Source organism: Paenarthrobacter sp. YAF11_1, from assembly GCF_052113445.1.
Classification (GTDB): Bacteria; Actinomycetota; Actinomycetes; order Actinomycetales; family Micrococcaceae; genus Arthrobacter.
Window position 1 is genome coordinate 655,741 of the sequence record NZ_JBFRDF010000001.1, and the last position, 25,560, is coordinate 681,300.

General features: G+C 63.5%; 27 protein-coding genes. 12 read left to right on the forward strand and 15 right to left on the reverse strand.

The window, feature by feature from the left end; translation table 11 throughout:
* Positions 1-56: 56 nt before the first annotated feature.
* The 7 genes from AB4Y77_RS03220 to AB4Y77_RS03250 form a co-directional block, all read right to left on the reverse strand.
* Positions 57-1,577 carry a DHA2 family efflux MFS transporter permease subunit gene (locus tag AB4Y77_RS03220; RefSeq protein WP_442012929.1) on the reverse strand — a complete coding sequence of 507 codons (1,521 nt, stop codon included), beginning with the start codon at positions 1,575-1,577 and terminating at the stop codon, positions 57-59.
* Positions 1,561-2,190 (reverse strand): PadR family transcriptional regulator, encoded by a 630-nt coding sequence (locus AB4Y77_RS03225; protein ID WP_311213700.1) that lies wholly within the window; start codon positions 2,188-2,190, stop codon positions 1,561-1,563. The genes AB4Y77_RS03220 and AB4Y77_RS03225 overlap by 17 nt, the downstream gene beginning before the upstream one ends.
* Positions 2,191-2,299: 109 nt before the next feature.
* Positions 2,300-2,743 (reverse strand): ankyrin repeat domain-containing protein, encoded by a 444-nt coding sequence (locus tag AB4Y77_RS03230; RefSeq protein WP_442012930.1) that lies wholly within the window; start codon positions 2,741-2,743, stop codon positions 2,300-2,302.
* Positions 2,740-3,825: a CAF17-like 4Fe-4S cluster assembly/insertion protein YgfZ gene (gene ygfZ, locus AB4Y77_RS03235; protein ID WP_442012931.1), complete on the reverse strand. Its 1,086-nt coding sequence runs from the start codon at positions 3,823-3,825 to the stop codon at positions 2,740-2,742. Before ygfZ ends, AB4Y77_RS03230 begins: the two co-directional genes overlap by 4 nt.
* Before the next feature lie 55 nt (positions 3,826-3,880).
* Positions 3,881-4,603 (reverse strand): flavodoxin family protein, encoded by a 723-nt coding sequence (locus AB4Y77_RS03240; RefSeq protein WP_311213703.1) that lies wholly within the window; start codon positions 4,601-4,603, stop codon positions 3,881-3,883.
* A 50-nt stretch (positions 4,604-4,653) separates the two neighbouring features.
* Positions 4,654-5,253, reverse strand: coding sequence for an FABP family protein (locus tag AB4Y77_RS03245; RefSeq protein WP_311213704.1), 600 nt, complete (start codon positions 5,251-5,253; stop codon positions 4,654-4,656).
* A gap of 166 nt (positions 5,254-5,419) precedes the next feature.
* Positions 5,420-6,154, reverse strand: coding sequence for a permease (locus tag AB4Y77_RS03250; protein ID WP_311213705.1), 735 nt, complete (start codon positions 6,152-6,154; stop codon positions 5,420-5,422).
* 260 nt (positions 6,155-6,414) lie between these two features.
* Between AB4Y77_RS03250 and AB4Y77_RS03255 the strand changes: the two genes are divergently transcribed.
* The 10 genes from AB4Y77_RS03255 (at position 6,415) to asd (ending at position 16,715) form a co-directional block, all read left to right on the forward strand.
* Positions 6,415-7,113 carry a winged helix-turn-helix transcriptional regulator gene (locus tag AB4Y77_RS03255; RefSeq protein WP_311213706.1) on the forward strand — a complete coding sequence of 233 codons (699 nt, stop codon included), beginning with the start codon at positions 6,415-6,417 and terminating at the stop codon, positions 7,111-7,113.
* Positions 7,114-7,369: 256 nt separating this feature from the next.
* Entirely contained in the window at positions 7,370-8,341 is a 972-nt protein-coding gene (gene mshD / locus AB4Y77_RS03260; RefSeq protein WP_442012932.1) for a mycothiol synthase, read from the forward strand.
* Between the two features lie 103 nt (positions 8,342-8,444).
* On the forward strand, positions 8,445-10,694 hold the full coding sequence (locus AB4Y77_RS03265) for an RNA degradosome polyphosphate kinase (protein WP_311213708.1): 2,250 nt from the start codon (positions 8,445-8,447) through the stop codon (positions 10,692-10,694).
* A gap of 9 nt (positions 10,695-10,703) precedes the next feature.
* Positions 10,704-11,672, forward strand: a complete 969-nt coding sequence (locus AB4Y77_RS03270; RefSeq protein WP_311213709.1) for an NUDIX hydrolase — start codon at positions 10,704-10,706, stop codon at positions 11,670-11,672.
* A gap of 83 nt (positions 11,673-11,755) precedes the next feature.
* On the forward strand, positions 11,756-13,420 hold the full coding sequence (locus AB4Y77_RS03275) for a hypothetical protein (RefSeq protein WP_442012933.1): 1,665 nt from the start codon (positions 11,756-11,758) through the stop codon (positions 13,418-13,420).
* Positions 13,417-13,815 (forward strand): GntR family transcriptional regulator, encoded by a 399-nt coding sequence (locus AB4Y77_RS03280; RefSeq protein WP_311213711.1) that lies wholly within the window; start codon positions 13,417-13,419, stop codon positions 13,813-13,815. Before AB4Y77_RS03275 ends, AB4Y77_RS03280 begins: the two co-directional genes overlap by 4 nt.
* Positions 13,812-14,615 carry a thymidylate synthase gene (locus AB4Y77_RS03285; protein ID WP_311213712.1) on the forward strand — a complete coding sequence of 268 codons (804 nt, stop codon included), beginning with the start codon at positions 13,812-13,814 and terminating at the stop codon, positions 14,613-14,615. Before AB4Y77_RS03280 ends, AB4Y77_RS03285 begins: the two co-directional genes overlap by 4 nt.
* A complete protein-coding gene (locus AB4Y77_RS03290) occupies positions 14,612-15,229 on the forward strand; it encodes a dihydrofolate reductase (RefSeq protein WP_442012934.1) in 618 nt (205 codons plus the stop codon). The genes AB4Y77_RS03285 and AB4Y77_RS03290 overlap by 4 nt, the downstream gene beginning before the upstream one ends.
* A gap of 2 nt (positions 15,230-15,231) precedes the next feature.
* Entirely contained in the window at positions 15,232-15,453 is a 222-nt protein-coding gene (locus AB4Y77_RS03295; protein ID WP_442012935.1) for an NF038396 family protein, read from the forward strand.
* Between the two features lie 107 nt (positions 15,454-15,560).
* Complete coding sequence (asd, locus tag AB4Y77_RS03300; protein WP_442012936.1) at positions 15,561-16,715, forward strand: aspartate-semialdehyde dehydrogenase; 1,155 nt, start codon at positions 15,561-15,563, stop codon at positions 16,713-16,715.
* A gap of 112 nt (positions 16,716-16,827) precedes the next feature.
* Here asd and AB4Y77_RS03305 read toward each other — a convergent pair whose 3' ends face one another.
* Positions 16,828-17,961, reverse strand: a complete 1,134-nt coding sequence (locus tag AB4Y77_RS03305; protein WP_311213716.1) for a winged helix DNA-binding domain-containing protein — start codon at positions 17,959-17,961, stop codon at positions 16,828-16,830.
* A gap of 85 nt (positions 17,962-18,046) precedes the next feature.
* Between AB4Y77_RS03305 and AB4Y77_RS03310 the strand changes: the two genes are divergently transcribed.
* Positions 18,047-18,526 (forward strand): hypothetical protein, encoded by a 480-nt coding sequence (locus tag AB4Y77_RS03310; RefSeq protein WP_311213717.1) that lies wholly within the window; start codon positions 18,047-18,049, stop codon positions 18,524-18,526.
* Positions 18,527-18,620: 94 nt separating this feature from the next.
* Here the strand turns inward: AB4Y77_RS03310 and AB4Y77_RS03315 are convergent, their stop codons facing one another.
* The 7 genes from AB4Y77_RS03315 to AB4Y77_RS03345 form a co-directional block, all read right to left on the reverse strand.
* A complete protein-coding gene (locus AB4Y77_RS03315) occupies positions 18,621-19,688 on the reverse strand; it encodes a UDP-N-acetylmuramate dehydrogenase (protein ID WP_311213718.1) in 1,068 nt (355 codons plus the stop codon).
* Between the two features lie 9 nt (positions 19,689-19,697).
* Positions 19,698-21,035 (reverse strand): MFS transporter, encoded by a 1,338-nt coding sequence (locus AB4Y77_RS03320; protein WP_442012937.1) that lies wholly within the window; start codon positions 21,033-21,035, stop codon positions 19,698-19,700.
* On the reverse strand, positions 21,032-21,469 hold the full coding sequence (locus AB4Y77_RS03325; protein ID WP_442012938.1) for a MaoC family dehydratase: 438 nt from the start codon (positions 21,467-21,469) through the stop codon (positions 21,032-21,034). The genes AB4Y77_RS03320 and AB4Y77_RS03325 overlap by 4 nt, the downstream gene beginning before the upstream one ends.
* Before the next feature lie 2 nt (positions 21,470-21,471).
* Positions 21,472-21,921: an FAS1-like dehydratase domain-containing protein gene (locus AB4Y77_RS03330; protein ID WP_354512030.1), complete on the reverse strand. Its 450-nt coding sequence runs from the start codon at positions 21,919-21,921 to the stop codon at positions 21,472-21,474.
* Between the two features lie 56 nt (positions 21,922-21,977).
* Positions 21,978-22,202 (reverse strand): DUF3188 domain-containing protein, encoded by a 225-nt coding sequence (locus AB4Y77_RS03335; RefSeq protein WP_261609365.1) that lies wholly within the window; start codon positions 22,200-22,202, stop codon positions 21,978-21,980.
* A gap of 169 nt (positions 22,203-22,371) precedes the next feature.
* Positions 22,372-23,289 carry a DUF2797 domain-containing protein gene (locus tag AB4Y77_RS03340; protein ID WP_442012939.1) on the reverse strand — a complete coding sequence of 306 codons (918 nt, stop codon included), beginning with the start codon at positions 23,287-23,289 and terminating at the stop codon, positions 22,372-22,374.
* A 2-nt stretch (positions 23,290-23,291) separates the two neighbouring features.
* Positions 23,292-24,155: an HpcH/HpaI aldolase/citrate lyase family protein gene (locus AB4Y77_RS03345; protein ID WP_311213722.1), complete on the reverse strand. Its 864-nt coding sequence runs from the start codon at positions 24,153-24,155 to the stop codon at positions 23,292-23,294.
* 378 nt (positions 24,156-24,533) lie between these two features.
* On the opposite strand from AB4Y77_RS03345, the gene AB4Y77_RS03350 reads away from it, so the two are divergent.
* Positions 24,534-25,559, forward strand: a complete 1,026-nt coding sequence (locus AB4Y77_RS03350) for an ABC transporter substrate-binding protein (RefSeq protein ID WP_442012940.1) — start codon at positions 24,534-24,536, stop codon at positions 25,557-25,559.
* Position 25,560 lies beyond the last annotated feature (1 nt).

Here is a 25,560-nt window from a genome sequence, read left to right on the forward strand (position 1 = left end):
TTGTACAGATAACGCCCTCTAGGAGCCTTCTTAAGGGCATCAGGTGTACAAAAACTCTAGGTGTTGAGATCAGCCTTGGCGGTTTCCGGTGCAGTTTCGGACCTGCCGCCCCAGCCCTGCACCGACTTCGCCTTGCCAAAGAACAGTGCCACAAGAGCACCCAGCAGAACCGCGCAGGCGGGCAACAGGATGGACTGGCTCATGGCGGTCGAGAATCCTGCATGAAGGGCTTCCGGCAGTACGCCGCTCATGGAAGCTTCGCCCACCGGAGCACCGGCGGGGGCTGCGGGCAATTCCGCCGAGAGCCGCGACTGGATCAGGGCAGCGATGGCCGCTGACCCCAGGACAGCACCAATTTGGCGGGTGGTGTTGAAGACACCGGACCCCGCACCGGCCTGGCGTGGTTCCAGGTTGCGGGTGGTGGCGTTGGACACCGGTCCCCAGATAAAGGCGTTGGCAACACCCTGCAGCGCGCTGGGCAGCAGGAACATCCAGATGGGAGTGTCCGGTCCCAGCAGGGCAGCAGTCCAGAACAGGGCTCCTGCCATGCACAGCAAGCCAAACGAGGCAAAGTATCTCGGGTTGGCACGGTCGATGAGCTTGCCTACGAACGGCGCCAGGGCACCGGAAATAACTGCCATGGGGATCATCAGCAGAGCCGACTGCGTTGGCGTCAGCCCGCGGACCGTCTGGTAGTAGAAGATGGTGGGCAGCGGGAACGCGGTCACCGTGAAACCGACAGCCATGATGGTGGTGTTGCCCAGGGAGAAGTTGCGGTCCTTGAAGAGGCCAAGGGGCAGCAAGGGTTCCCCGCCCCGGCGTTCGAGGAGCCATTGCCAGAACACAAAGAGAACCAGGACCACCAGACCGGCGATGATCAGGCCCCAGACGCTGACGAAGCCGGTGACTGTTCCCCACTTGTACGTCTGGCCTTCCTGGATGCCAAAGACCAGCAGGAACATGCCGACGGCGGACAGCACCACGCCGAGGATGTCGAAGGAGTGCGTGTGGGTGGTCAGTTTCGGTACAAAACGCATCACCAGGATAAAGGCCACGATCCCGATGGGGACGTTGACGAAGAAGATCCATTCCCAGCCCAGGCTGTCCACCAGCACGCCGCCCAGGATAGGGCCAACCAGCACGGCCATGCCGGCGGTTGCACCCCACAGCCCCATGGCCGCACCGCGACGGTCCGGAGGGAAGATACGGGTGATGACGGCCATCGTCTGGGGCGTCATCATGGCTGCCCCCAGGCCCTGCAGGACACGGGCGGCGATCAACATGGTGACGTCACCGGACAAGCCGCACCACAACGACGCCAGGGTGAAGACCACCAGTCCGATCAGGTACAGGTTCTTTGGTCCGAACCGGTCCCCCAACCTTCCGGTGATGAGCAGGGGCACTGCGTACGCCAGCAAATAGGCGCTGGTGACCCAAATGACGGCATTGATGTCCGTGTTGAGGCCCTCCATGATCCGCGGATTGGCGACCGACACGATGGTGGTGTCGATGAGGATCATGAAGAAGCCCACCACGAGTGACCAGAGCGCCGGCCACGGCTTAGCTACGTTTTCCAAGGGATTCCTTTGGCTTGTGTGAAATGTCTGATGGAGCCGGCAGGGGTTCGTCCCAGGGCAGGTGCCCGTTGCCCAACTCCTCAAGGAGGCCGCGGATCCACGCGATCTCCGTTCGGCGCATTGCTTGTTGATACGTGATGTCGATCCAGTACTTGCGGGCCAATCCCTTGGCCGTCACCGTGGCCTCCGCCCGGACCAGGAAGTCGAGATCGGCGTTGAGCGCCACGACCCGTTCCTCGAGGAGTTCCGTCACCACGGCTGAGGGGAGGTGATGCGCTTCGGCAATGGCGTGCGGAAACAGGGGATATTCGTTGACGGGGGTGGAGAGCATGGCCTGGAGCCGGGCGTCGAGGGCTTGGTGTCCGGCATCCGTGATCCGGTAGGTGGTCCGCTCGGGCCGGTTGCCTTCCCGCCCTGTTCCCGTGGCCTCCACGAGTCCGTTTTCTTCAAGCCTTCCCACTGCGTGGTAGAGGGTTCCCGGACGTACCTTGACCAGCCTGTCTTCGTGGCGGGCCATCAGCACTTGATACATCTCGTACGGATGCATGGGTTCCTCTGCCAACAGGGCCAGGGATGCCACCCCCAAGGGTGTGAGATCGGAAATTCTGGGCAAGGTTGGCCCCCTTCCGCGGCGTATATTCCACCACAACTATTCCATGTGGAATATATGGAGGCAAGTAAGCCCGGCCGCTAAGCGACCGGGCTGCTTGGACGGGGGTGACTCAGCCCAGAAGGGCCAGGATCTCAGCCCGGGCGAACATGGCCGCAGCCTCGCGCGCGGTGGGGGTTCCGGCCTCGGGGTCTGCTCCTGCGTCCAACAGAATGCGTGCCACGCCCGTGTACCCCTTGAAAACCGCGCCTGCAAGGGGCGTTTGGCCGCGATCGTTGGCCTCATTGACTGCAGCGCCGTGATGGAGGATCAGCTGCACAGCTTCCTCGTGCCCGTGGTAGGCGGCCAACATCAGCAAGGAATCCCCCGCCGCGTTGGTCAGCGTGGAAGGAGCGCCGGCGGACAAGTAGCCACGCAACAGTTCGGTATTGCCCTCCCGGGCGGCATCGAACAGAGCGTGGGCAAGCGCCAACGTCTCGTCGTCGGCGGTTGTCTCCGGGCCGGTTGCATCCGGGCTTGCGGGCTCGGAACCTGCGGGCTGGTTCAGGTGGCTCATCGGTGGGGTCCCTTCAGGAATCCGGTCTGGCGCCCGACAACCTGGCCGGCGTCGGGGGCGACGATCACTTCCTGGGCAGCGACGTACGGCTCCTCGCCATCCATCACCGTCAGGGTTTCCTCCGCTGAAACGGACCGCTTCACCACGGCCAAAGCCACGGGTCCCATTTCGAAGTGCTGCGCCACAGATGTCAGAGTACCCACCTTGCGTTCTCCGGCAAATACAACGCTGCCAACAGCAGGGAGAGTGTGCTGGGAGCCATCCAACTGCAGGAAGACGAGGCGACGGGGTGGGTGGCCGAGGTTGTGGACACGGGCGATGGTCTCCTGCCCCTTGTAGCACCCCTTGTTCAGGTGGACCGAGGTCCGCAGCAGGTCCAGTTCGTGGGGGATCGTCTTCTCGTCCGTCTCCGCCCCGAGGCGGGGACGCCACGCAGCGATCCGCAGGGCATCGGCAGCCAAAGCCCCCGCCAACGGAAGGCTTTCAACGGCGCTTTCCAGCTCGGCCGCTGGGACGAGGTACTCGAACCAAGGACGCTCGAGCCCGGGATGGGACTCCTCCGGAACGATGCTGTACGCATAACCGCCCGGGCTGACATGCGGCCACGGATCCTCCCACACCATGCGGGAGGACAGCTGCTCCACCGGTTTGGTGGATCCCAGCACGGCCCACTGCTCCGAGACGTCCACGATCTCGACGCGGAGCATGAATTTCATCTTGTTCAACCACTCGGCCAAAGGCGCGGCTTCTGCGGTCTCCACGATCAGCCACGTGGTTTCACCGTCGTCAATCACCCTGGCATCGAATTCGATGCGGCCCTGGACGCTCAGCATCAAGAGCTCGCTGGCAACGCCGGGCTGCAGGTTGGTGAGTTGCTGGGAGGACAACGTGTTGAGCCAGCTCAGCCGGTCCGGTCCGGACACGGTCACCACCCCGCGGTTCGAAAGATCGACGACGGCGGTGCCGGCTGCCAAGGCACGCTGCTCACGCAGCGGCTCGCCATAGTGGGCAGCGACGCCGGCGTCCAGGCCGGTGTCCTCGACGGCGCCAGGGCGCGACAAGAGAGGGCTCGTGTAAGTCATATGTAGTAGAAGTCCTTGCAGCTCAGCGGTATTCCATGTGTGGCAATATTTCAGTTCAGCGGTATTCCGGATTTTCGAAGTCGAATCGGGTGCCCGCTTTCCACTCCTCCGGCAGGTTGCCGTAAGCCGGAATGCCCCCGGCGTCCCTGAGGATTTTGGCCATATGGAGCAGGTTCCAGGTCATGAAGGTGGTGTTCCTGTTAGTAAAATCACTCTCCGGTCCACCCGATCCTTCGTCCAGGTAGCTGGGTCCCGGCCCTACGGGACCGATCCACCCGGCGTCGGCCTGGGGTGGGATGGTGAAGCCGATGTGCTGGAGGCTGTACAGCACATTCATGGAACAGTGCTTGATGCCGTCCTCGTTGCCCGTGATGAGGCAACCGCCTACCTTGGGATAGAACGCCCATTGGCCGTTGCTGTTCAGCTCGCCCGAATGCGCATACAGCCGCTCGATGAGTTTCTTGGTTTGGGAAGAGTTGTCGCCCAACCAGATGGGGCCGGCCACCACCACGATGTCGGCGTCGCGGACATCAGGGTAGATCCCGGGCCATTCGTCAGTCTTCCAGCCATGCTGGCGCATATCGGGATAGACACCGCTGGCGATGTCGTGGTCGACGGTCCGGACGAGCTTGGTAGTGACGCCCTGCTTCTCCATGATGTCCCGGCTGATCTTGATCAGCCCATCCGTGTTGCTGGATTGCGGCGAAGGCTTCAGTGTGCCATTGAAGAAGACGGCCTTGAGGCCCTCATAGCCCTCCGGCTTGAGGTGGGTGTTCACTTTCTGCTCCTTCCGCTGGCTGCTTGCTGGAACGTACAGTGAGGCCCCGGTCAGGACACCTTGTGCAGGAATGCCGAGGCGTGGGCTTCGAGTGCTTTGCCGCTGGCAGCAACATCCCAGCGCCACAGGAGGTTCCCGTCCACCAGGCCGAAGATCCGGGTGGCTGCGGTGTATTCCTTGGAGTGGCTCCCGCGCATCACCATGTCGGTGCTCAGCTGGATTTGGGGTCCCTTGATCTGGCCGTAGTAGAGCTCGGTGATGCCGCCTGGGTGCGCGATCGACACCGAGATGTCGAAGCCGCCGTCTTCGTTGCGGCGCTCTTCCACGTCATCGGCGGTCTTGAGTACCGGGACGATGTCCGCCGGAATCAGGCCGGGACCGCCGTCGCCTTCCTGGAGCTTCCGCTCCAAGGCCCAGAACCCGGTTTCGACAGTCAACGGACGCAACTTTGCGCCGTCGTCGTCACTGAGCCAGGTCTCGGCCCTGTACTGCAAGTACGGCAAGCCGTTATGGGTGAAGGAAACGTGCTGGACGAAATGCTCCGAATCCTCGTCACCGCTGCCGAGCCGGCCGCGGCCTTCCCACTCACCAATGAGCCAGGAAAGGGGGACGAGTTCAGGCGTCAGATCGGTAGGGATCTCAATAGGCACAACGGCTACCTCTGTTGGAGAGCAGGATCAGAAAGTTTACTTCTGGCCCTTGAAAAGGCGGTATACGACAAACCCTGCAAACCATGCCATGGCGACGCTGGCCAGGCCAAGGAGAACGAGGAAGAAGATTTCAAATGCGAGTACAGACATGATGCCATCCTAACCGTTAGTAGATGAGTAGTTTGTCTATGAAGTACACCAAGGCCCCCACCGCCCAGACGGGGGCGACGCCCATTCCCACTGCTGCCGGAATGTTCAGGCGTCCGCGCCGAAGGGTGGTCATTCGCCGGAAGCACACCAGGACGGAGCCAACCACCACGCCAACCAACGCCGCGGGAAGTACTGCAATATCAGAGAATACAAGACCAGCAAGGGGACCCATGAGTCCGGCCATGACAACGCCCAGCGGAGCGACGATGCGGTCCGGCCAGCGGATGATTCCCACCATCAGGGCCACAGCTGCGCTCAGGCCGGCCACCAAGACCATTTCCTTGACACCATTGAACCGCGCGCCGGCAATCCACCCTGCGCCAAGGCAGTTCAGGAGCACGCCGGCACAGCATCCGAGGGTCGATTCCAGTCGCTGCGCCTGCCCCGTTCCACGCACGAGCTGGACCACGAAGACCGCCATCACTCCTACGGCAACGAATGCCGGTGTTCCGTCCAGGAACCCAGGAGCCGGAAGGTAGGCAGCAGTCACGGCCGATCCCGCGCCTGACAACCCGATCACCGCCGCCAGTGTTTTCTTGGCAGGGACGCCAAGGAAATGCGGCCAGCCAATCCCCACGGCCGCGGAGGCAGCAATACCGACGCCCACCATGGCTTCCCGGGAAACGAAGGTGCTGGCCACGATGGCGATGAGCGCCACGAGTCCAAATACCCCGATGCTCCAAGACTTCACTGTGTGCCGACCTCAATCCGATGCGTCTTACGACCTCTCGACAATCCTGCCTTAACCCGGCCCAATATGTCGTAATTCCGGTGCCCGCCCGTCACGAATCCATGTGTCGCAGGGCACTGATGGGTATACTCAGACTTCAACGGCGCACTGTATTGGCCTGGATCCCGTTACAACGGGCAGAGGCTGCCAATGCGCTGTGACCGGCCGGGAATCTCCGGTTTCGACGCCCGATGATGCGCGTACAGCCCATTGGAGGAACTATGTCGCACATCCTGCTCCTGACGAACAGCACCGGCTCATCGGTGGACATTTTGCCTGCCTTGGAGTTGTTGAACCACCGCGTACACATTCTCCCGGCAGAACCCACGGCCTTGCTTGAAACCGATCCCACGGACATTGTTTTCCTGGATGCCCGCAAGGATCTGGTGGGGGCCCGCTCGTTGACCCAACTGCTGAAGGCCACCGGGCTCAGCGCTCCGCTCATGCTCATCCTCACGGAGGGCGGCATGGCTGCCGTCTCCTCGGCCTGGGCAGTGGATGACATTGTGCTGGACTCCGCCGGACCGGCCGAGGTGGAGGCCCGTATCCGCCTCGCCATGGCACGGGCGGTTCCCGGTGAAGAGGAAGCCCAGACGGAGATCCGCGCTGCCGGCGTCGTCATTGACGAAGCGAGCTATACCGCCCGCGTCAGCGGCCAGCCCCTGAACCTGACGTTCAAGGAATTTGAACTCCTGAAGTACCTGGCGCAGCACCCGGGACGGGTATTCACCCGCCAACAACTGCTGACCGAGGTCTGGGGCTATGACTACTACGGAGGCACCCGCACCGTGGACGTCCATATCCGGCGGCTTCGCGCCAAGCTCGGAGTGGATCACGAGAACCTGATCAGCACGGTCCGCAACGTGGGCTACCGGCTCACACTGGTCCGGCAGCCGGACGATGAACTTTCGGAGGCCTGAGCGGCGCTGGAACCATCCGCAACACCTGAAGACACATGAAAGAGGCCGGAATCCCTGCGGATTCCGGCCTCTTTCATGTTCTTGGTGGAGGACATACGGGTCGAACGTATCGAGGCCACCCCACTGGTGGATCCCCCCTGCGCCGGCTGACGAAACTAACTTACCGTGCCGCAAAGCCGAACGAGATAATGAGACTACCTCCGTTCCATCGGGACTTCAAATCACGGGGCTTGCACCGGACGTATAGCCTTGCATCATGAGTCACGCGCACCCGGAAAACTGGCCCGTCCTGATCATCGCCGGCGCCTTGGACCCCGACCTCCTCAAGGACGTCAAGTCCCTCGCCGCCGCAGCTGAGGAGTCCGACGGGAACCCGCCCTTTTCGGAGCAGACGCTGGTCATGCTGCGCGGCGTCGATTCCGGAGACCACTCGGTCCTGTCCTTGGCCCTTTACGCACCCGACGAAGATTCCGATCCGGCTACCGGTGAAGACCTGGCGGGTATCGCCGTCGTCGTTGAGGCGCCCGACTCAAGCGGCGTGCTGGAGCTGGCCGTCCACCCGAGCTACCGCAACCAGGGTGTGGCTGGAAGGCTGCTGGGGGCCCTGCAGGGCAAGCGGAGCCTCGACGGACTCAGCGCATGGTCGCACGGAAACCACGAGGCCGCCGCCGAGCTCGCCACAGGCTTCGGATACGGGCCGGTCCGTGAGCTGTGGAAGATGCGGCTCATGTCCTCTGCTTCAGCACTGCCCGACGCCGGCCTGCCGGACGGCGTCTCCCTCCGCGCCTTCGTGCCCGGCCAGGACGAGCAAGCATGGCTGGCAGCCAACCGCGCTGCGTTTTCCCACCACCCCGAGCAGGGTTCGATGACCCTGGCGGACCTCGAAGCCCGGAAGGCTGAAGACTGGTTCGATCCCGAGGGGTTCCTCTTGGCCGTCAACACCGACGGGGAGCTCCTGGGCTTCCACTGGACCAAAGTCCATCCCCGGCAAGGCCCACACCCGGCCATCGGCGAGGTGTATGTGGTGGGCGTTGCACCGGCGGCGCAAGGCCTGGGCCTGGGCAAGGCCCTGACAGTCGCTGGTATCAAGCACCTCCAGGACAAGGGCCTCCATGCAGTAATGCTGTACGTGGACGCCGATAATCAGGCGGCGGTAGCCCTATATCAGAAACTGGGCTTCGTTCGTTGGGACACCGATGTGATGTATGGGCCTTTAACCAAAAATTAACCTGACGGGATCACTTGCGGGAAAGCAGGTGACATCTTGGATTCGAGCACCGGAATTGCTTGTAATGTGGGAGGAAACCCCGTCCTGAGCTTAGGAGACACCCATGCAGCCGGACCCCGTCGGCACCGCCGGATCCACCTCGAAGGGTGCAACCTTGCCCCCACGCTTCGGATCCTCGGAAGTGCCGGCCTCGCGAGCCACCCAGGACCGCATCGACATTCCGGAATTCGCGCCGAGCCTTGAGCCTGAAGGCGACATCTCCCCGGACCGTTTCCTGGACCGCGAGCTCAGCTGGCTGGCGTTCAACTCCCGCGTGCTGGAACTCGCCGAAGATCCTGACCTTTTCCTGCTGGAACGCGTCAGCTTCCTCTCGATCTTTGCCTCCAACCTGGACGAGTTCTTCATGGTCCGCGTTGCCGGCCTCAAGCGGCGTATAGCCACAGGACTGGCCGTGCCTTCACCGGCCGGGCTGAGCCCCATTGAGGTGCTGGAACAGATCAGCGAAGAGGCCCACAGGCTTCAGGAGCGTCACGCAAGGGTCTTCGCTGAGCAGATCCGTCCTGCGCTGGCCTACGAGCACATCCACATCATGCACTGGAATGAACTGGACGAGGATGCCCGCCACCGGATCAGCATCATGTTCCAGGAGAAGGTCTTCCCGATCCTGACGCCGTTGGCTGTGGACCCCGCACACCCCTTCCCCTATATCTCCGGCCTTTCCCTCAACCTTGCCGTGATCGTCAGCAACCCGATCAGCGACAAGGAGCTCTTCGCACGCGTCAAGGTTCCGGACCAGCTCCCACGCCTCATTTCCGTGGACGGACCCCGCGCAGGCGCCATCCCGGGCCGCGTGGCCCGGTTCATCGCGTTGGAAGAAGTCATTGCCGTCCACCTGGATAAGCTCTTCCCCGGCATGGAAGTCCTGGAGCACCACACCTTCCGCGTCACCCGCAACGAGGACTTGGAGGTTGAAGAGGATGACGCCGAGAACCTTCTGCAGGCCCTGGAAAAGGAACTGCTGCGCCGCCGCTTCGGTCCTCCGGTGCGCTTGGAAGTCACCACGGATATCAACCCGAACATCAAGGCGCTGCTGATCCGCGAACTGGGGGTTGAAGAGTCGGAGGTCTACTCGGTGCCGGCACCGCTTGACCTGCGCGGCTTGTCGGCGATCAGCAACATCGACCGTGCCGATCTCCACTACCCCAAGCACGTCCCGCACACTTCGCGGTACCTCAACGAATCCGAGACGTCCAAGGCAGCCAACGTTTTTGCTGCCATGCGCCGCCGGGACATCCTGCTACACCACCCGTACGACTCCTTCTCCACCTCCGTTCAGGCCTTCCTGGAGCAAGCCGCCGCGGATCCGAAGGTGCAGGCCATCAAACAGACCTTGTACCGGACGTCAGGCGACTCTCCCATTGTGGATGCGTTGATCGATGCCGCAGAAGCCGGCAAGCAGGTGCTGGCACTGGTGGAAATCAAGGCCCGCTTCGATGAGCAGGCCAATATCTCCTGGGCACGCAAGCTTGAGCAGGCCGGCGTTCACGTGGTGTACGGCATTGTGGGCTTGAAGACCCACTGCAAGCTCTCGCTGGTGGTCCGCCAGGAAGTGGACGGCCTCCGCCGCTACTGCCACATCGGTACCGGCAACTACCACCCACGCACGGCCCGCTACTACGAAGACCTTGGCCTTCTCACAGCCAACGAACAAGTGGGCGAGGACTTGTCCAAGCTGTTCAACCAGCTCTCCGGCTACGCGCCGAAGTCCACGTTCAAAAGGTTGCTCGTGGCGCCGCGTTCGGTGCGGGCCGGCTTGATGGACAGGATTGAAGCCGAAATCCGCCACGCCCAGGCCGGCGCTCCCGGATTGGTGCAGATCAAGGTCAACTCCATGGTGGACGAAGCCATCATCGATGCCCTCTACCGGGCCTCGCAGGCCGGTGTGAAGGTTGACGTCGTGGTGCGCGGCATCTGCTCCCTGCGCCCGGGTGTGCCTGGACTCAGTGAAAACATCAGGGTCCGTTCCGTTCTGGGTCGCTTCCTTGAACACTCACGCGTCTTTGCTTTTGGCAACGGTGGCGAGCCGGTGGTCTACATCGGCTCCGCCGACATGATGCACCGCAACCTGGACCGCCGCGTGGAGGCCCTGGTGCAGTTGGCCAGCAAGGAAGACACTGCCACCGTCATGGACCTCATGCGCCGTTACGTGGACGACGACACTGCCAGCTGGCACTTGGACAACCAGGGCCACTGGACGCGGTTCCACCAGGACGAGGACGGCAAGCCGCTGCTCGACATGCAGTCATGGCTCCTGGACTCCCGTTCGCGCCAGCGGGCATCGGCACGGCGGTAGAGGAACCACTTGAACAGCGATACCCCCGTGGCGGATCAGACTGACCACCCCGGCGAGCCGGTGGCCGTTGTCGCAGCCGGCGCCATTCCGTGGCGGATCAACAAGGGTGCCCTTGAGGTTCTCCTCATCCACCGACCGCGGTACGACGATTGGTCCTGGCCCAAAGGAAAGCTCGACGCCGGCGAAACGGTTCCCGAGTGCGCAGCCCGCGAAGTGTGGGAAGAGATTGGCCTCCAGGCTCCCTTGGGCATACCTCTTCCCGCCATTCATTACCATGTGTCTGCGGGTTTGAAGGTGGTCCGCTATTGGGCTGTCCGCGTCAACGGAGCCCAGCTCAGGCCGGACGGCAAGGAAGTGGACAGTGTCATGTGGTGCAGCCTTGACAGGGCGGCCTCGTTCTTGAGCAACCCCACCGATGTGGAGCCGCTCGAATACCTTGAGAAGGCGCACGTCCGCGGCGAGCTGGACACCTGGCCACTGGTGCTGATCCGCCACGCCAAGGCAAAGCCCCGGTCCTCGTGGACCAAGGCTGAGGGCGACCGCCCGTTGGCAGCCACGGGCCAGCGGCAGGCAGTTGCGGTTCAGCGCCTCCTGGAGGTGTGGAAACCTCAGCGTGTGGTCACCAGCCCCTGGGCACGGTGTGTTGCCACGATCGCCCCTTACGCCAAGGCCAGCGGTGCCAAAGTGAAACTGGTGGAGGCGCTCACCGAGCACAGCCACCAGCGCTCCCCCAAGAAGACGGCGGCAGCGGTGGAGGCCTTGTTCGACAAACAGGTTCCGATCGCCGTCTGCACCCACCGCCCTGCGCTTCCTACTGCCCTGAAACAGCTGGGACAACACATGTCGCAGGGCCTGAAAGCCCTCCTTCCGACATCGGACCCGTATCTGACACCCGGCGAAGTGATCGTCTGCCAGGTAGCGCGTGGATCTGAGCGGAAGATAGTTTCCGTGGAACAGGTCAAGCCGTTCGACGACTGACACCACGCGGTCCCGGAGTTGACCCCCGGTCTTTTGTATCAAATACTTAGTACATTGATAAAAAAGACTTGGGGGTCTTTTCCGTGTATATAAACCTGCCGCCCTTGCTGTTCCTTGGGCCTGCAGTTGGCGCCGTGATCGTTTACCTGTTTCTGCGCATGCAGGTGTGGTCCAAGCCCGACGCCCAATCCATTGCCTCGCATGGACTATGGGTGGGAATCATTGGGTGGATGGCCAGTTCCCTGCAGGGTGCCATGACCGCGGGGATCATCCGTGCGAATCCGATGGGATCGAACGCTCCTGCCACTCCGGACCAAATCGCAGGCGCTCTGGCCTGGCCCATACTCGCCTGCCTTGCCGTCCACGCGTTGGGTCAACTGAGCTACCCCGCGCCCAAAGCGCCACGCAGGTACGCCGAACTGACCGTCCGCAGAATCATGGACTTCCTCCCCCGCAAACTTGCCTGGACTACGGCTGGGATTTTCGCGGGTTCGGCATTGGTCATCGCGTGGATCGCGACGCTTCCGGGCCACACGCCGGTGCTGCCTAAGCCTCCGGGGCAGGCGCCGCCAACGGACAGCGCCTATCCGGACAGTGGCTACATGGGCCAGGGACAGGACGGCCGGATTCCCGGGTGGGAGCTGGCCTCGTGGCTGGGCGGGGCGCTGCTGCTCCTCGCTGTTGGAACGTGGCTGACACTGCTGCTGATCGCGCGCCGGCGTCAACTGGAAACACTCGACGGCGAGGACAACCGCACCATCAGGACCATCGCCACCAACCGTTTACTCCGCACCGTCGCGACCATCGCCGCAGGGCTGGCTGCCATTGCTGGAAACTTTGCAGCGCAGCCGGCCCCGGGTGCCCTGTGGCAGGCATCGTGGTTCAACGTCCTGGGCCTGTTCAACATGGTGGTGCTCCTCATGATGTGGTGGTGGCGGGTTCCCGAACTGCCGTCGCTGCTCAAGGCCACCAAGACCACCAGTGCTGCCACGCTCCGCGCCGATCCCCGAACCCACCGGGCTGCGCGGCTCGGCATTTCGATCGGAGCAGCACTGGGCATACTGGGCGGGCTGGCGCTGGTGGCGGGTTTCGCCGCGATCCTCCTCCCGGGGAACACCCCCGAAACCTGGGCTTTTCCCTCCATGGTCGGCTTGGTGGCAGTGGTTCTCTTGGCCGCCATCGCTGCGGGCGAGCTCCTGACCGCCAAAAACTACGGGTCGGCCAACGCTCCCAAAGAGTGGCCGCGGCAACCCGTTTCCAAGGGCCTGCTCTCCTTTGCGATCGGCAGCAGCCTGGTACTGGCCGTGGCCGTTGCCTTCGCTGTGGCCGGCGAGGTGCAGCCGTTTGGGCCCAAGGTCTGGCCGGCAGCGGTTCTCGTCTCCGTGGTGGTGGCACTGGCCGGTGCCGGAGCAATCCTTGCCGTGCGCCGCCGTCGTGGTATCCACGAAACGGGCGGCAACGCAGGGCTGGACGCCGCACTCCGGGCCATCAGCATGTACAGGATCGTCCGGACCTTGGCAGCGTATTGCCTGGGGCAGGCCGCCGTGCTGCTGATCAGTACCGGCAACGCCTGGTACGGAGTGTTCCCGTCCACATCTGGAGCGGATCCGATCGGCCCCAGCCCACTCCCCATGATCGGCATGGTCCTGGCCGTCATCGCGGTCATCGTCGCCGTGACGCCGGTGCGGAGCCTGTTCCGGACCATCCCCCGTGGCGAGCCGGCGCTGCAAGGAGAGCACGCACAATGACTGCCGGGATCACGGTGGACCTATCGGATCCCGTCCCGCCGTACGAGCAGATCCGGCGACAGCTCAGCTCACTCATCGCGGTCGGAGTGCTGGAGCCTGGAAGCCGCCTGCCGACGGTCCGCAGCCTTGCAGCGGACCTCGGCATCGCAGCGGGAACAGTGGCGCGCGCCTACAAAGAACTCGAGCAGCAGGGATTGATTGAATCACGACGACGGAACGGGACTGTCGTCGTCGGGCCGCCCCGGATGCCGGGAGGCGCTGTGCGGGCAGACGCGGCGGTGATGGCCGCCGTCGACGGTTTGATCCAGACGGCTCGTGACGCCGGAGTTGGTGACGAATCGCTCGTGGACCTGCTTCGGGGACGGCTTGCTCAGACCAGTAAGCTGGACTCGTGAGCATCCCCACCCCTTATGAAGACCTTCTGCGCGACGTCATGGCCAACGGCACGCACAAGTCGGACCGCACCGGAACCGGAACGCGCAGCGTCTTCGGCCGTCAGCTGAGGTTCGACCTCGCCGAAAGCTTCCCGCTCATCACCACCAAGCGGGTCCACTTCAAGTCCGTGGCCGTGGAACTGTTGTGGTTCCTGCGCGGGGACTCCAACGTGAAGTGGATGCAGGACCAAGGCGTCTCCATCTGGGACGAATGGGCTGATGCCGATGGCGAGCTCGGCCCTGTCTATGGCGTGCAGTGGCGCAGCTGGCCGACCCCCGACGGCGGGCACATCGACCAGATGTCCGAGCTCATGACCAACCTCGCCGCCAACCCGGATTCACGGCGGCACATCGTGTCGGCATGGAATGTTTCCGAACTCAAGGACATGGCATTGCCCCCATGCCACGCGTTCTTCCAGTTCTACGTGGCCGACGGCAAATTGTCCTGCCAGCTGTACCAGCGCTCCGCGGACACGTTCCTGGGCGTCCCATTCAACATTGCCTCGTATGCGCTGCTGACCCGCATGGTGGCGCAGCAACTGGATCTTGAGCCCGGCGAATTCGTCTGGACCGGCGGTGACGTCCACGTCTACGACAACCATGTGGACCAGGTTGCCGAGCAGCTCAGCCGTGAGCCCTACGAATACCCGCAGCTCACAATCCTCCGGAAGCCGGACTCGATCTTCGACTACACGCTGGACGACTTTGAGGTTGTGGACTACCGCCACCACCCCACCATCAAGGCGCCGATCGCAGTATGAGCACGCCTTCCTCCGAGACTCCCTCCCAGCTTCCCGGCGTGATTTTCACCCAGGAAACTGCGGCCCGCATGACGGGCATCGGCATGGTCTGGGCCCAAACCACGTCCGGTGTGATCGGCAAGGACGGCGACATGCCATGGCACCTCCCCGAGGACCTGAAACACTTCAGCCAGCTCACCACCGGCCACCCCGTCATCATGGGCCGCAAGACGTGGCTGTCATTCCCCGCCAAGTACCGTCCGCTCCCTGGCCGCACCAATATTGTGGTGACCCGCAACGCAGACTGGGCCTCGACGCCCGAGGCGGAGGGCGCCGTCGTGGTTACATCGCTGGACGCGGCCCTGCTGGAATCGCAGTTCGCACCCGGAGGCCAGAAGGTGTGGATCATCGGCGGCGGCGAAATCTTTGACCAGTCCATGGGCATCGCCAACCTGGCCGTCATCACCATCATCGATGCCGACCTGGAGGGCGACACGTTTGCCCCCGAACTCGGTGATGAGTGGACCTTCGACGCCGTAGCCCCGTCCGAAGGCTGGCTCACCGCCAAGAACGGCACCAACTACCGGTTCACCACGTGGCGCCGGAACGCAACCCAGGAAAGCCAAGAGAGCTGAGCATGCTGAAAAAACCTGAAACCCTGTTTGTGCTGGGCTATATGCTGCTGCCGCTCTTTGCCCTGATCTCCGCCATTGTGGGACTGACCATGATCCTCGGCGGCAACCGGATCGCCGGGATCATCGTGCTGATCGTTGTCACGCAGGTGTTCACGTTTGGCGCATTCTTCGCCCTGCGCAAGCGCAAGGCCCTGTTGCTGCAAGAGCACGACGCCGGCCACTAGCCACTGCGGGCGGCGAGCCAGCGCTCTTGGGCGGGTGCCGGCGTCGCGGAGTACCTGCGTGACGTAACCAACAGCGGCTCTGCGCTGCGAAAGTTTAGACTTGGTCAATGACTACAGCAGCTAATCCGTCCGTTGGACTGGTCGGTTGGCGTGGCATGGTCGGCTCCGTCCTGATGCAGCGCATGCAGGACGAGAACGACTTCGCCAACATCAACCCGGTATTTTTCTCCACCTCGAATGCAGGAGGTGCCGCCCCCTCCTTCCTGAGCTCTGCCGCTGGCGATCCAGGCAAGCTCGAGGACGCGTTCGATATTGAGACGCTGGCCAAGCTGCCGATTATTGTCACCGCCCAAGGTGGGGACTACACCAAGCAGGTCCACGGCGAACTCCGCAACCGTGGCTGGGACGGCCTCTGGATCGACGCTGCTTCCACCTTGCGCATGAATGACGACTCGATCATCGTGCTGGACCCCATCAACCGCGACGTCATCGACGCCGGCCTCTCCGGTGGTGTAAAGGACTTCATCGGCGGCAACTGTACCGTTTCCTGCATGCTCATGGGCCTCGGCGGCCTGTTCAAGAACAACCTGGTGGAGTGGGGAACCTCCATGACCTACCAGGCAGCTTCCGGTGGCGGCGCACGCCACATGCGTGAGCTCCTCAACCAGTTCGGTACCCTCAACAACGAGGTCAGCAGCGAACTGGACGACCCCGCGTCGGCCATCCTCGAAATCGACCACAAGGTCCTCGCGGCCCAGCGCACAGGCGTTGACGCCACACAGTTCGGCGTACCGCTGGCAGGGTCCCTGATTCCCTGGATCGACGCCGACCTCGGCAACGGCCAGTCCAAGGAAGAATGGAAAGCCGGAGTAGAGACCAACAAGATCCTCGGCACCGGAAACGGCACCGCCGGCAAGGACCACATCGCCATGGACGGCCTGTGCATCCGCATTGGCGCCATGCGTTCCCACTCCCAGGCCCTCACGCTTAAGCTCCGCGAAGACCTGTCCGTGACCGAAATCGAGAACCTCCTGGCCAAGGACAACGAATGGGCCAAGGTTGTTCCCAACACCAAGGAAGCCTCCATGGCGGATCTGACCCCCGTGGCCGCATCCGGCACGCTGGACATCCCCGTCGGCCGCATCCGGAAGCTTGAAATGGGCCCGGACTACATCAGCGCCTTCACTGTGGGCGACCAGCTCCTCTGGGGTGCAGCCGAGCCGCTGCGCCGCATGCTCAACATCGTGACGGGCAAGCTCTAGGCTTCCCGCCCCGGTTGGTTGACAACCCGCTGTTCCGTTGCTGCCCAGCAATGGAACAGCGGGTTTTCCACGTCTTAGGGTGTGTTCAGCCGGCGGGATCGGCCACCATCATTCAGCCGGCCATGAACTTCAGGTATGCCCTCCCCTGAGCCTCGAAGGAACGTCCGGCGGTGGTCCCCAACTGCCCGGCGAACGGCTCCGGCGCAACGCCCACAGACTTCCCGCTCACGGCCCTGGCCCACGTTCCCACCACTTCCCCGCCGGAGACGATGATGCGTTTGAAAACACCGTTCTTGCCCGGCACTACCCGTTCGGCGTACTCGGGAGCGAGTACCAGGCTACGGTCCTGGTAACCGAGCAGGTACTCATCGAACCCGGGAAGAGCCAGCAGCGAGCGTGAGCCGGGAACGCCGTCGTCGAGCATTGCCGCTGTCTCGGGCGACAACCAATAACTGGTGCCGCCCAGCGGCACCTCAATCAGCCGGTCATGCAGGGTGGTGAGAGCTGCGCGCGCCTCAGCGAGCGGTACTTGGCTCCACCACGAAAAGTCCTTGATGGTCGCCGGTCCGTGGCTCCTGAGGTAGCGGAACAGCAACTCCGCGATGCCCTCCTCGCGACCAAGCTCCCGGGATTCAGGAATCCACTCATCAAAGGGCACGAACAGTTGCTGCACGCCCGCTTTGCCGCTGGACGCAGCCATCGGCCCCTGAACCAGCCACGCACGCTGGCACAAGCTCCCCAGCAAGTGAATCCCGCGCTGTGCTTTGGTGATCTGACCGGCTTCCTCAAACGCCTGGAACAGCTGCTCCCGTGTTGCGCCGTGTGCGCCCTCCGTTGCCTTCAGCACCTCGGTGGTTTTGACGGCGATGTCCCGGCAATGGCTGATGTCGTCCTGGGTAATGCCAAGTTCACGATGCCGCCCGGCCACCATGGACATGAGTCGGTCGCTGGTGATGCCCAGAATCCAGCGGAGATCCTCGGGGGCCAGGAGGTGCAGCGTCCCGCGCATAGGCCAGGAACGGACCACGGTCCCGGCGTCCAGGGCAGCCCTGACGTCCGAGGCCCTGGTGCCGGGCACGCGCTGCCCCACGGCCCACAGCGCATGGCCAAGGTCCTGGGCCTGCATGGCCGTCATCCAACGAACCGCGTCGGCAACCGAGGGAAAGCCCCCGGCCAACAGGCCTTGGCTGGCGAGCCTCAATCGGCCCATGACGCGCGGACTGGGACTATTGCGGGTTGCAGGCATGCTTCATCCTAAAAGGGCCGGCATGCACAGGGAACCTTGCCGCGCCTCCCAGCCCTCACCCAGCAGCGGATCCTAGGATGGATTCATGCTTTTTGGAGATCTTGCCCCGTTTGTGCGGCCGATGAGCCGGTGGTTGGCTACCGCCGGTTGGTTCTGCACGCTGGTGGGACTTGGCGCCGGGCTGATCGTAGCCGTCGGAACGGGTGTGAGCCTCTCCCCGTCAATGCGGGCCATCCAGACAGCCAGCCTCGTGGCGACTGCGGCAGCCGCGCTCCTCATCGGAACCGCCGCAGCCAGCCAGCCCGTCTCCGATCGCGACGACGACGCCCCGGAACCATGGTTCTACCCGGCAGCCGCCGCACAGGTCCGCAGCTTCCTGTTGGGAGCCATCGTCATGCTCCTGGGCTTGGTGGGCTTCGCCACTGCCGGACTGTTCATGCCCAGCGGACCATCGCCGCAAAGTATCGCGTTCAGCCAGATCTTCCTGCTGGGCTCGGTCAGTTGCGGGCTGACGTTCCTGCTGCTCAACAAGATCCTGCCGATCGCAGAGCGGCGTACACGCTAGGCTTCCCTCCCGGCGCTTCGCCGAGGGGCGAGATCTCACCCCTATCGCACCCCCCATACCCCCGAGAGCTAACCCCTCACGAGCTGTGCTTGGCCTAGAGCGATACGCCGATCAGCAGCGGTTCAGGATGCAGTTCAATGCCAAAACGTTCGACGACGCCGGACCTCACCTCGCGCGCGATGGCCACCATATCCGCGGCCGATGCTGTCCCCCGGTTGGTAATGGCGAGGGTGTGCTTGGTGGACAGGGAAGCCCTGCCGCCTGAGACACTCGATTCCTCAAGTCCAAAGCCCTTACCGAACCCGGCGTGGTCGATCAACCAGGCAGCGGAAAGCTTCACGAGCCCGTCGTCGCCGGCGGGATATTTGGGCGCGTTTTCCGGCAACTCTGCAGCGCGTTCTGCCTCCACGATCGGGTTGGTGAAGAAAGAACCCGTTGAGTAGGTGTCCCGGTCTGCTGCATCCAGGACCATGCCCTTGGATGCGCGGAGCCGGAGGACTTCCCTTCGGACATCGTTGGAGTAGGCGCGCTTGCCTGCCTCAACGCCCAGCACCCGGGCCAACTCGGCGTAGCGGATGGGGGCGCTCATCCGTCCCAGCGGCAACTGGAATTCCACTGTCAGCACCACGTAGCGGGGGGAGCCCTCAACCGTGGTCTGTTTCAGGATGGAGTCGCGGTACCCGAATTTGAGCTCGGAGTTGGTAAACGTCTGAACCGCGTTGCGTTCACGGTCCCAGGTCCGCACGGCGGCAATGGTTTGTGAAACGTCCGAACCATACGCGCCCACGTTTTGCACAGGAGTGGCTCCCGTAGCACCCGGAATACCGGAGAGAGCTTCCAGCCCGGACCAAGCGTGCAGTACGGCGTGTTCCACGAGCGCATCCCAGTTATGTCCGGCCTGAACCACCACCGACACACCGCCACAGCTGTCCTCGGAGTTCACAGTGAAACCCTGCGAGGCAATCTTCAGCACGGTCCCTGGGTAGCCTTCGTCCGAGATCAGAAGGTTGGAACCGCCTCCGATGATCAGGAGCTTCTGGCCTGCAGCGTCAGCCGACCGGACGGCGTCGACGATTTCAGCCTCGGTGCGGGCCTCCACATAGTTTCCTGCGGGGCCGCCGACGGCAGCAGTGGTCAGTTCGGAAAGCAGTGTTTGGGTCACCCATCAAGCCTAACGGGCGTGATCGGACTGATCGGACTTGGCCGTCTGCTGCCCGGAAAGCGGGGCCAGGAAGAAACTGACCACCAGGAGCACCAACGGCGCCAACAATGAGTGCAGGATCCCAAAGTGTTCGGCCAACAGCCCCAGCAATGGAGGCCCGCAAAGGAAGGCCCCGTAGCCGATGGTGGAGACCACCGAAACCCGGGCAGCGGCGTGGACGGGGTCATCGGCAGCGGCGGACATCCCCACCGGGAAGCCAAGCGAGGCTCCAAGGCCCCAGATAGCCAGCGCAACAAACGCCAGCCATGGAACAGGCGAAAAGACAAAGAGCGCAAGACCCACGACGGCGGTCGCCGAGCACCAGCGCATCACCACCACACGGCCAAACCGGTCGAGGATGGACGTGCCGGCGAAACGACCGATGGTCATGAAGGTGACGAACAGTCCGTAACCAACTGCGCCTGCGGCATCGGACTGCCCGTGGCCGTCGGCAAGCGCCAATGCCACCCAGTCCCCCGCAGCTCCCTCGGCCAACGCCAGGCCGAGGACCAGGACGCCGATCAGGAGGGTTCTGCGGTCACGCCAGGCAAGGGCCACGAGCCGCTTGTTGTCGAGTGGGGCAGCGGCCTTGCCTGGTTGGGGCTGCGTCTCCGGGGACCCAGTGATGATGGGCAGTGGACCGGTGGAGGGGTCCTGGAAAGTGTCCGTCTCATCCTGCCGGTAAGTGTGCGTAGCAGCTGCTGTCTTTTCCGCCCGGAACCAGAAGCCGGCAGTCACAACGGACGTGGTGACCACGACGCCGGAGATCAGGAAATGCCAGAAGACCGGCATGTGCACCGCAGCAGCCCAGGCACCAAAACCGGCGGCGGCTACAGTGCCAAGACTGAATGCTCCATGGAGGTGCGGCATGATGTGCCGGTCCAACGCGCGTTCCAGCGCAGCTCCCTCAACGTTGGACGCGGTGTTCCAACTTGCCGTGCCGAGACCGAGCACCACCAGGCCTGCTGCCACCACCAGCGGACTCGCCGCGACGGACGCGCCAAAGCCCACGGTGACCAAGCCGGCACCCACCATGCAACTGCCGATCCTCGTGGTGAGTTTCGGCCCCAGCCTGAGCACGATCAGTCCCGAGGCCGAGATGGAGATGAAGGAGGCCACGGTCATGCACATCAGCAGAAGGCCAATGCCACCCGGCGTGAGGTCCAGTCCATCGCGGATGGCGGGCAAGCGGGACACCCACGTGGCAAAAGCGATGCCGCTGGCCGCGTAAGAAGCAAGAACAGCGGCGCGCCACCGCGACATTTCAGTCGGTGTGGCGCGCCGTTGAGTGGTGTTCAGTTGGTTCAAGAGACCTTCACGACCGCCTGCGATTTCATGAGGACCTTCAGTCCTGCTGCCACAACGGTGAGGTCAATACGGGCGGTGCGGGCATCGGCGTCGAGCGCTCCCACCACACCGGTGACGTCGATGACAGCGCCGGCCTCATCGGTTCCGGTCGTATCGGTGACCAGCACCGGCTTGGTGAAGCGGGTCTGGTAATCGACGACGGCGGCCGGGTCGCCTGCCCAGTCGCTCACCAACTGCACTGCGGCACCCATGGTGAACATGCCGTGGGCGATTACGCCGGGCAACTCTACCGAGGTTGCGAATGCCTCGTTCCAGTGGATGGGGTTGAAGTCGCCGGAGGCACCTGCGTACTTGACCAGGTCCTGGCGGGTTACCTCAATGCTGCGGGTGCCGATTTCCTGGCCAACCGTCAGTTCTTCAAATGTGGGGCTCATGGTTACTGTCCCTCTCCGCGGACCAGGATGGACGAGGTGGTGGTGGCGACTTTTTCGCCTGCCACGGTGGAAATCTCGGAGCGGGTGGTAATCATGGCTCCCCCGCCCATGGCACGGACGCCGTCCACATGAAGTTCGGCTACCAGCTGGTCACCGGCGACGATGGGGCGGTGGTGCGTGAACCGCTGGTCAGCGTGGACCACGCGGGAGAAATCGATGCCCGATTCCGGGTCCTCCACCAGCTGGGCATCAGCACGCTGGGCAACGATGATGGCGAACGTTGGCGGTGCTACGAGGTCGCTGTGTCCCAAGGCCTTGGCGGCCTCCACATCGAAATGTGCCGGGTTGTTGGCTTTCACAGCCTTGGCGAACTCGCGGATCTTTTCGCGGCCGACGTCATATACCTCTGCGGCAGGGTAGCTTCGGCCCTGCAGGTCCGGATTGATACTCATGCTCCAACCCTATCGGGCCGCGAGGGCTTGGAGGCAGCGCCTTCTTTGGGTGGCCTCTACTTCTTGTAGCTCTTACGGATCTTCTGGCCGCGAATGACGAGACCCGTGACGTGGAGGAGCAGCCCCACGCCAATGACGGGCAACGAAGCCATGGCCAGCCCTTGGTTGCCGGACGTGTTCCCCACGATGGACAGGATGAGCCCGACGGCGATCAACCCCATGGCGCCGAAAACCAGCGCTTTGTAGGAGGTGGAGGCGGTGGCCCAGAATTCGTTCAGCACCGTCCAAGTCTACCGGGTGGGTTGGGGCCGGGCCGTTGCGGGGCCCGCTCTGCGCCCCCTTAAGTTGCGGGGCCCGCTCTGCGCCCCCAGAACACGAAATACCCCGCAAAGCGGGCCCCACAACGGGAAGGTGTTGCCGAGGGGGTGGATCTCAACTGAAAGACGGGCGTTAGAAAAGGGAGTCCTGCAGGGCCGGGATGTCCGTGAGGTGCGGGCCGAACTCGATCTTGCGGCCCTTCAACGCGCCCAGGTCTGCCACGAAGCTGCCCTCCACCTCTGCACCCGAAGCGTCGGGAAGACCTGCCAAGGCGATGGCCCCGGACAGTGCGCGGACCCGCAGACCGTGCCCGCCGGCGTCGAACGTTACGGGGTATGGGTGGCGACGCCCGTCGCCGGCAGCATCACAAAGCCGGTCCGCCAGCGCAGGCCGGTCCCACTCTTCCTCCACAACGGAGTAGCCGGTCATCGCGAGCCCGCCCAGCAACCCGCGCACCCGCCCGGCGTGCTGACGGTTCAACGCCGAAAGCTCGACGCCGGCACGCGGCTCCACGAGGCCGGCGGCCTTGGACGCGGAACGGACTTGTTGGACGAGGCCGAGCTCGCGTGTGACCATGTCCTCGAGGATGCGGACAACACGGCCGTCCTCGGCGTGGGCCACGTAGGAAGCGTGCACGGCCCCCTGCTCGGCCAGTCGGTTCCATTTGCGCTGCGCGGAGGCCGTACCCACTTTGGTGGCACCGTTCGCGAAAGTAGCCACGTAGAGCCAGTGCGGCTGCATCAGGTAGGCCCGCAGGCCTGTGGGCACGGAGGTGCCGCGATGGAAGTCGTGCATGAGCCGGGAATCGTCGCGGGCAAGGCAGGCCCCGCATTGCTTGCCACGCTCCGCCGGGGAACTGCTGCGGCAAGGGACGTGTGTACGGTCCCCCGGACCGTGGACCTTGGTATGGCCCAGGCACCACAAACCGGGGATAACGCGCAGGCCCAGGGCTGAGCCCCGGGCCAACGCAATCTCACTGAACTCCCCATCCGGCGCGAACAACTTCAACGCCGGCGACGAGGAGTCCCAAACGACTCCGTGAACCAGCATCCTTACAGGGAAGGCTGGACTCCGAAAGCCACTGCGAGCTTCATGATCTTCTCAGCACGGCCCAAACGCGGGAGGTCCGAACCGTCGCGGATGACGCGGCCGTTGGCTTCGAAGTCGTTCATGAAGTCGGTGGCCCAGGCGACGTCGGACGGCGTAGGGCTGATGACCTCATTGATCACGGTGGTCTGATCGATGGCCAAGCACAGCTTGCCGGTCATGCCCATGGTCACAGTGATGCCGGTCTGCTCGCGCAGGATGGGGTGGTTGGTGCCGACGGTGGGGCCATCGATGGGGCCCGGCAGGTTGCCCACGCGGCTGGCAACAACCAGTTTGGCGCGCGGGTAGGCCATGGCCTCGGGGGTAGCCGCCATGCCGGTGTCGCGGCGGAAGTCGCCGGATCCGAAAGCAAGTCGGAAGGCACCCTGGGCACGGGCAATGTGGTTGGCTTCCTCGATGCCGAGGGCAGACTCAACCAGAGCGATCACGGGAGTCTTGCCGTCCATGCGGTGGTAGGACTCGGTGACCTGGTCAGCGGATTCGGTCTTGGCCAGCATCACGCCGAGCAGGCCAGGGGTGCCGCGGAGACCGGCGAGGTCGTCGGCCCAGAACGGGCTGGTGGCGTCATTGATGCGGACCCATGCCTGGCCACCGGCGGTCAGCCAGTTAACGACGTTCTCGCGCGCCTGGTCCTTCTGGGAAGGATCCACGGCGTCTTCGATGTCCAGGATGATGGCGTCTGCCCGTGAACCCGCAGATTCGTCAAAGAGCTCCGTTTTCATGGCGTTCACAAGGAGCCAGGAACGGGCGATATCAGCGGGAATGTTGCGGGTAGGCCGAATGGACTCGGCGGCGATGCTAGACGTCATGTATCTACCGTATCCGCCCGGCGGCTCACAGGGCGAAGAAATACGGCCGGTTGTGAGGATCAATACGAACTAAACCCCATATGACTGTGGGCTCCAACAGTATGAAGGTCCGACGGCGGTACGGGCCAGTCACACCCTGCCCACCTGTCGCTGTTGTTCACAAGGCTCAACGCGGCGTCTTTGTGTCCTCCGATTGCCGGGAATGGCCCAGGATTTCGCCCTGTTTCGGGCTGTTTCGCAGCGTTTCCAGGCGTTACCCCAGCGCTTCCCACGCACCACCGGGATGGGCTTTCATCGTTCCCAAGCCGTTGCACGGGTTCCCAAGCTCTTGCGTCAGCCGGCTGCCCACCACATCGCAATCCATCGAAAGTAGCTCCCATGAAACTGCATCTGCCCCTCCTGAGCGTCGCGGCCGCCGTCGTACTAGCGCTGACGGTGAGCGGCTGCGGCGGTGCAGCTGAAGCCGGTCAAGGCGGTCAAGCCGGCAACGAGGTCACAGAACTCCGCTACCAGGGCTGGGCCAACCAGGTCACCTTCCCGGAACTGGCCGAGGACCTCGGTTACCTGGGCGACGTCAAGCTGAAGTGGGTGGGCAACACCACCAGCGGGCCGCAGGACATCCAGTCAGCGGCCACCAACCAGACCGACTTCGGCGGGGCGTTCACCGGTGCCGTCACCAAGCTGGTCGAGGCCGGGGCTCCCGTCAAGGGCGTTATCAACTACTACGGCGCCGATGAAAAGAACTTCAGCGGCTACTACGTCAAGGCGGACAGCACCATCAAGGAACCCCGGGACCTGATCGGCAAGAAGATCGCGGTCAACACCCTCGGCGCACACCACGAAGCCGTCATCAACACCTACCTGACCAAGAACGGCCTCAGCCAGGACGAGGTCAAGCAGGTCCAGCTGGTCCCCCTGGCGCCAAATGACACCGAAGAAGCCATCCGCCGCGGTCAGGTGGACGTGGGAACTTTGGGCGGCGTCCTGCAGGACCGGGCCATAGAAGCCGGTGGACTGAGGTCGCTGTTCAACGACTACGAGCTCTTCGGCACGTTCGCCGGCGGGCAGATCGTGCTCCGGAACGACTTCATTGAGAAAAACCCCACCACCACCCGCACCTTCACCACGGCCATCGCCAAAGCACTCAAATGGGCCACCGACACGCCCCGTGATGAGGTCATTGCCCGGTACACCAAGATCATCGAGAGCCGCGGCCGCAATGAGAGCACGGCCAACCTGAAGTTCTGGAAGAGCCCGGGTGTTCCGAACAACGGTGTGATCACAGACGTAGACTTCACCCGCTGGGAGGCCTGGCTCAACGCATCGGGAATCGTCAAGGACAAGCTCACGCCGTCCAAGTACTACACGAACGGGTTCAACGAGCTCGCCGGGAAGAAGGGATGAC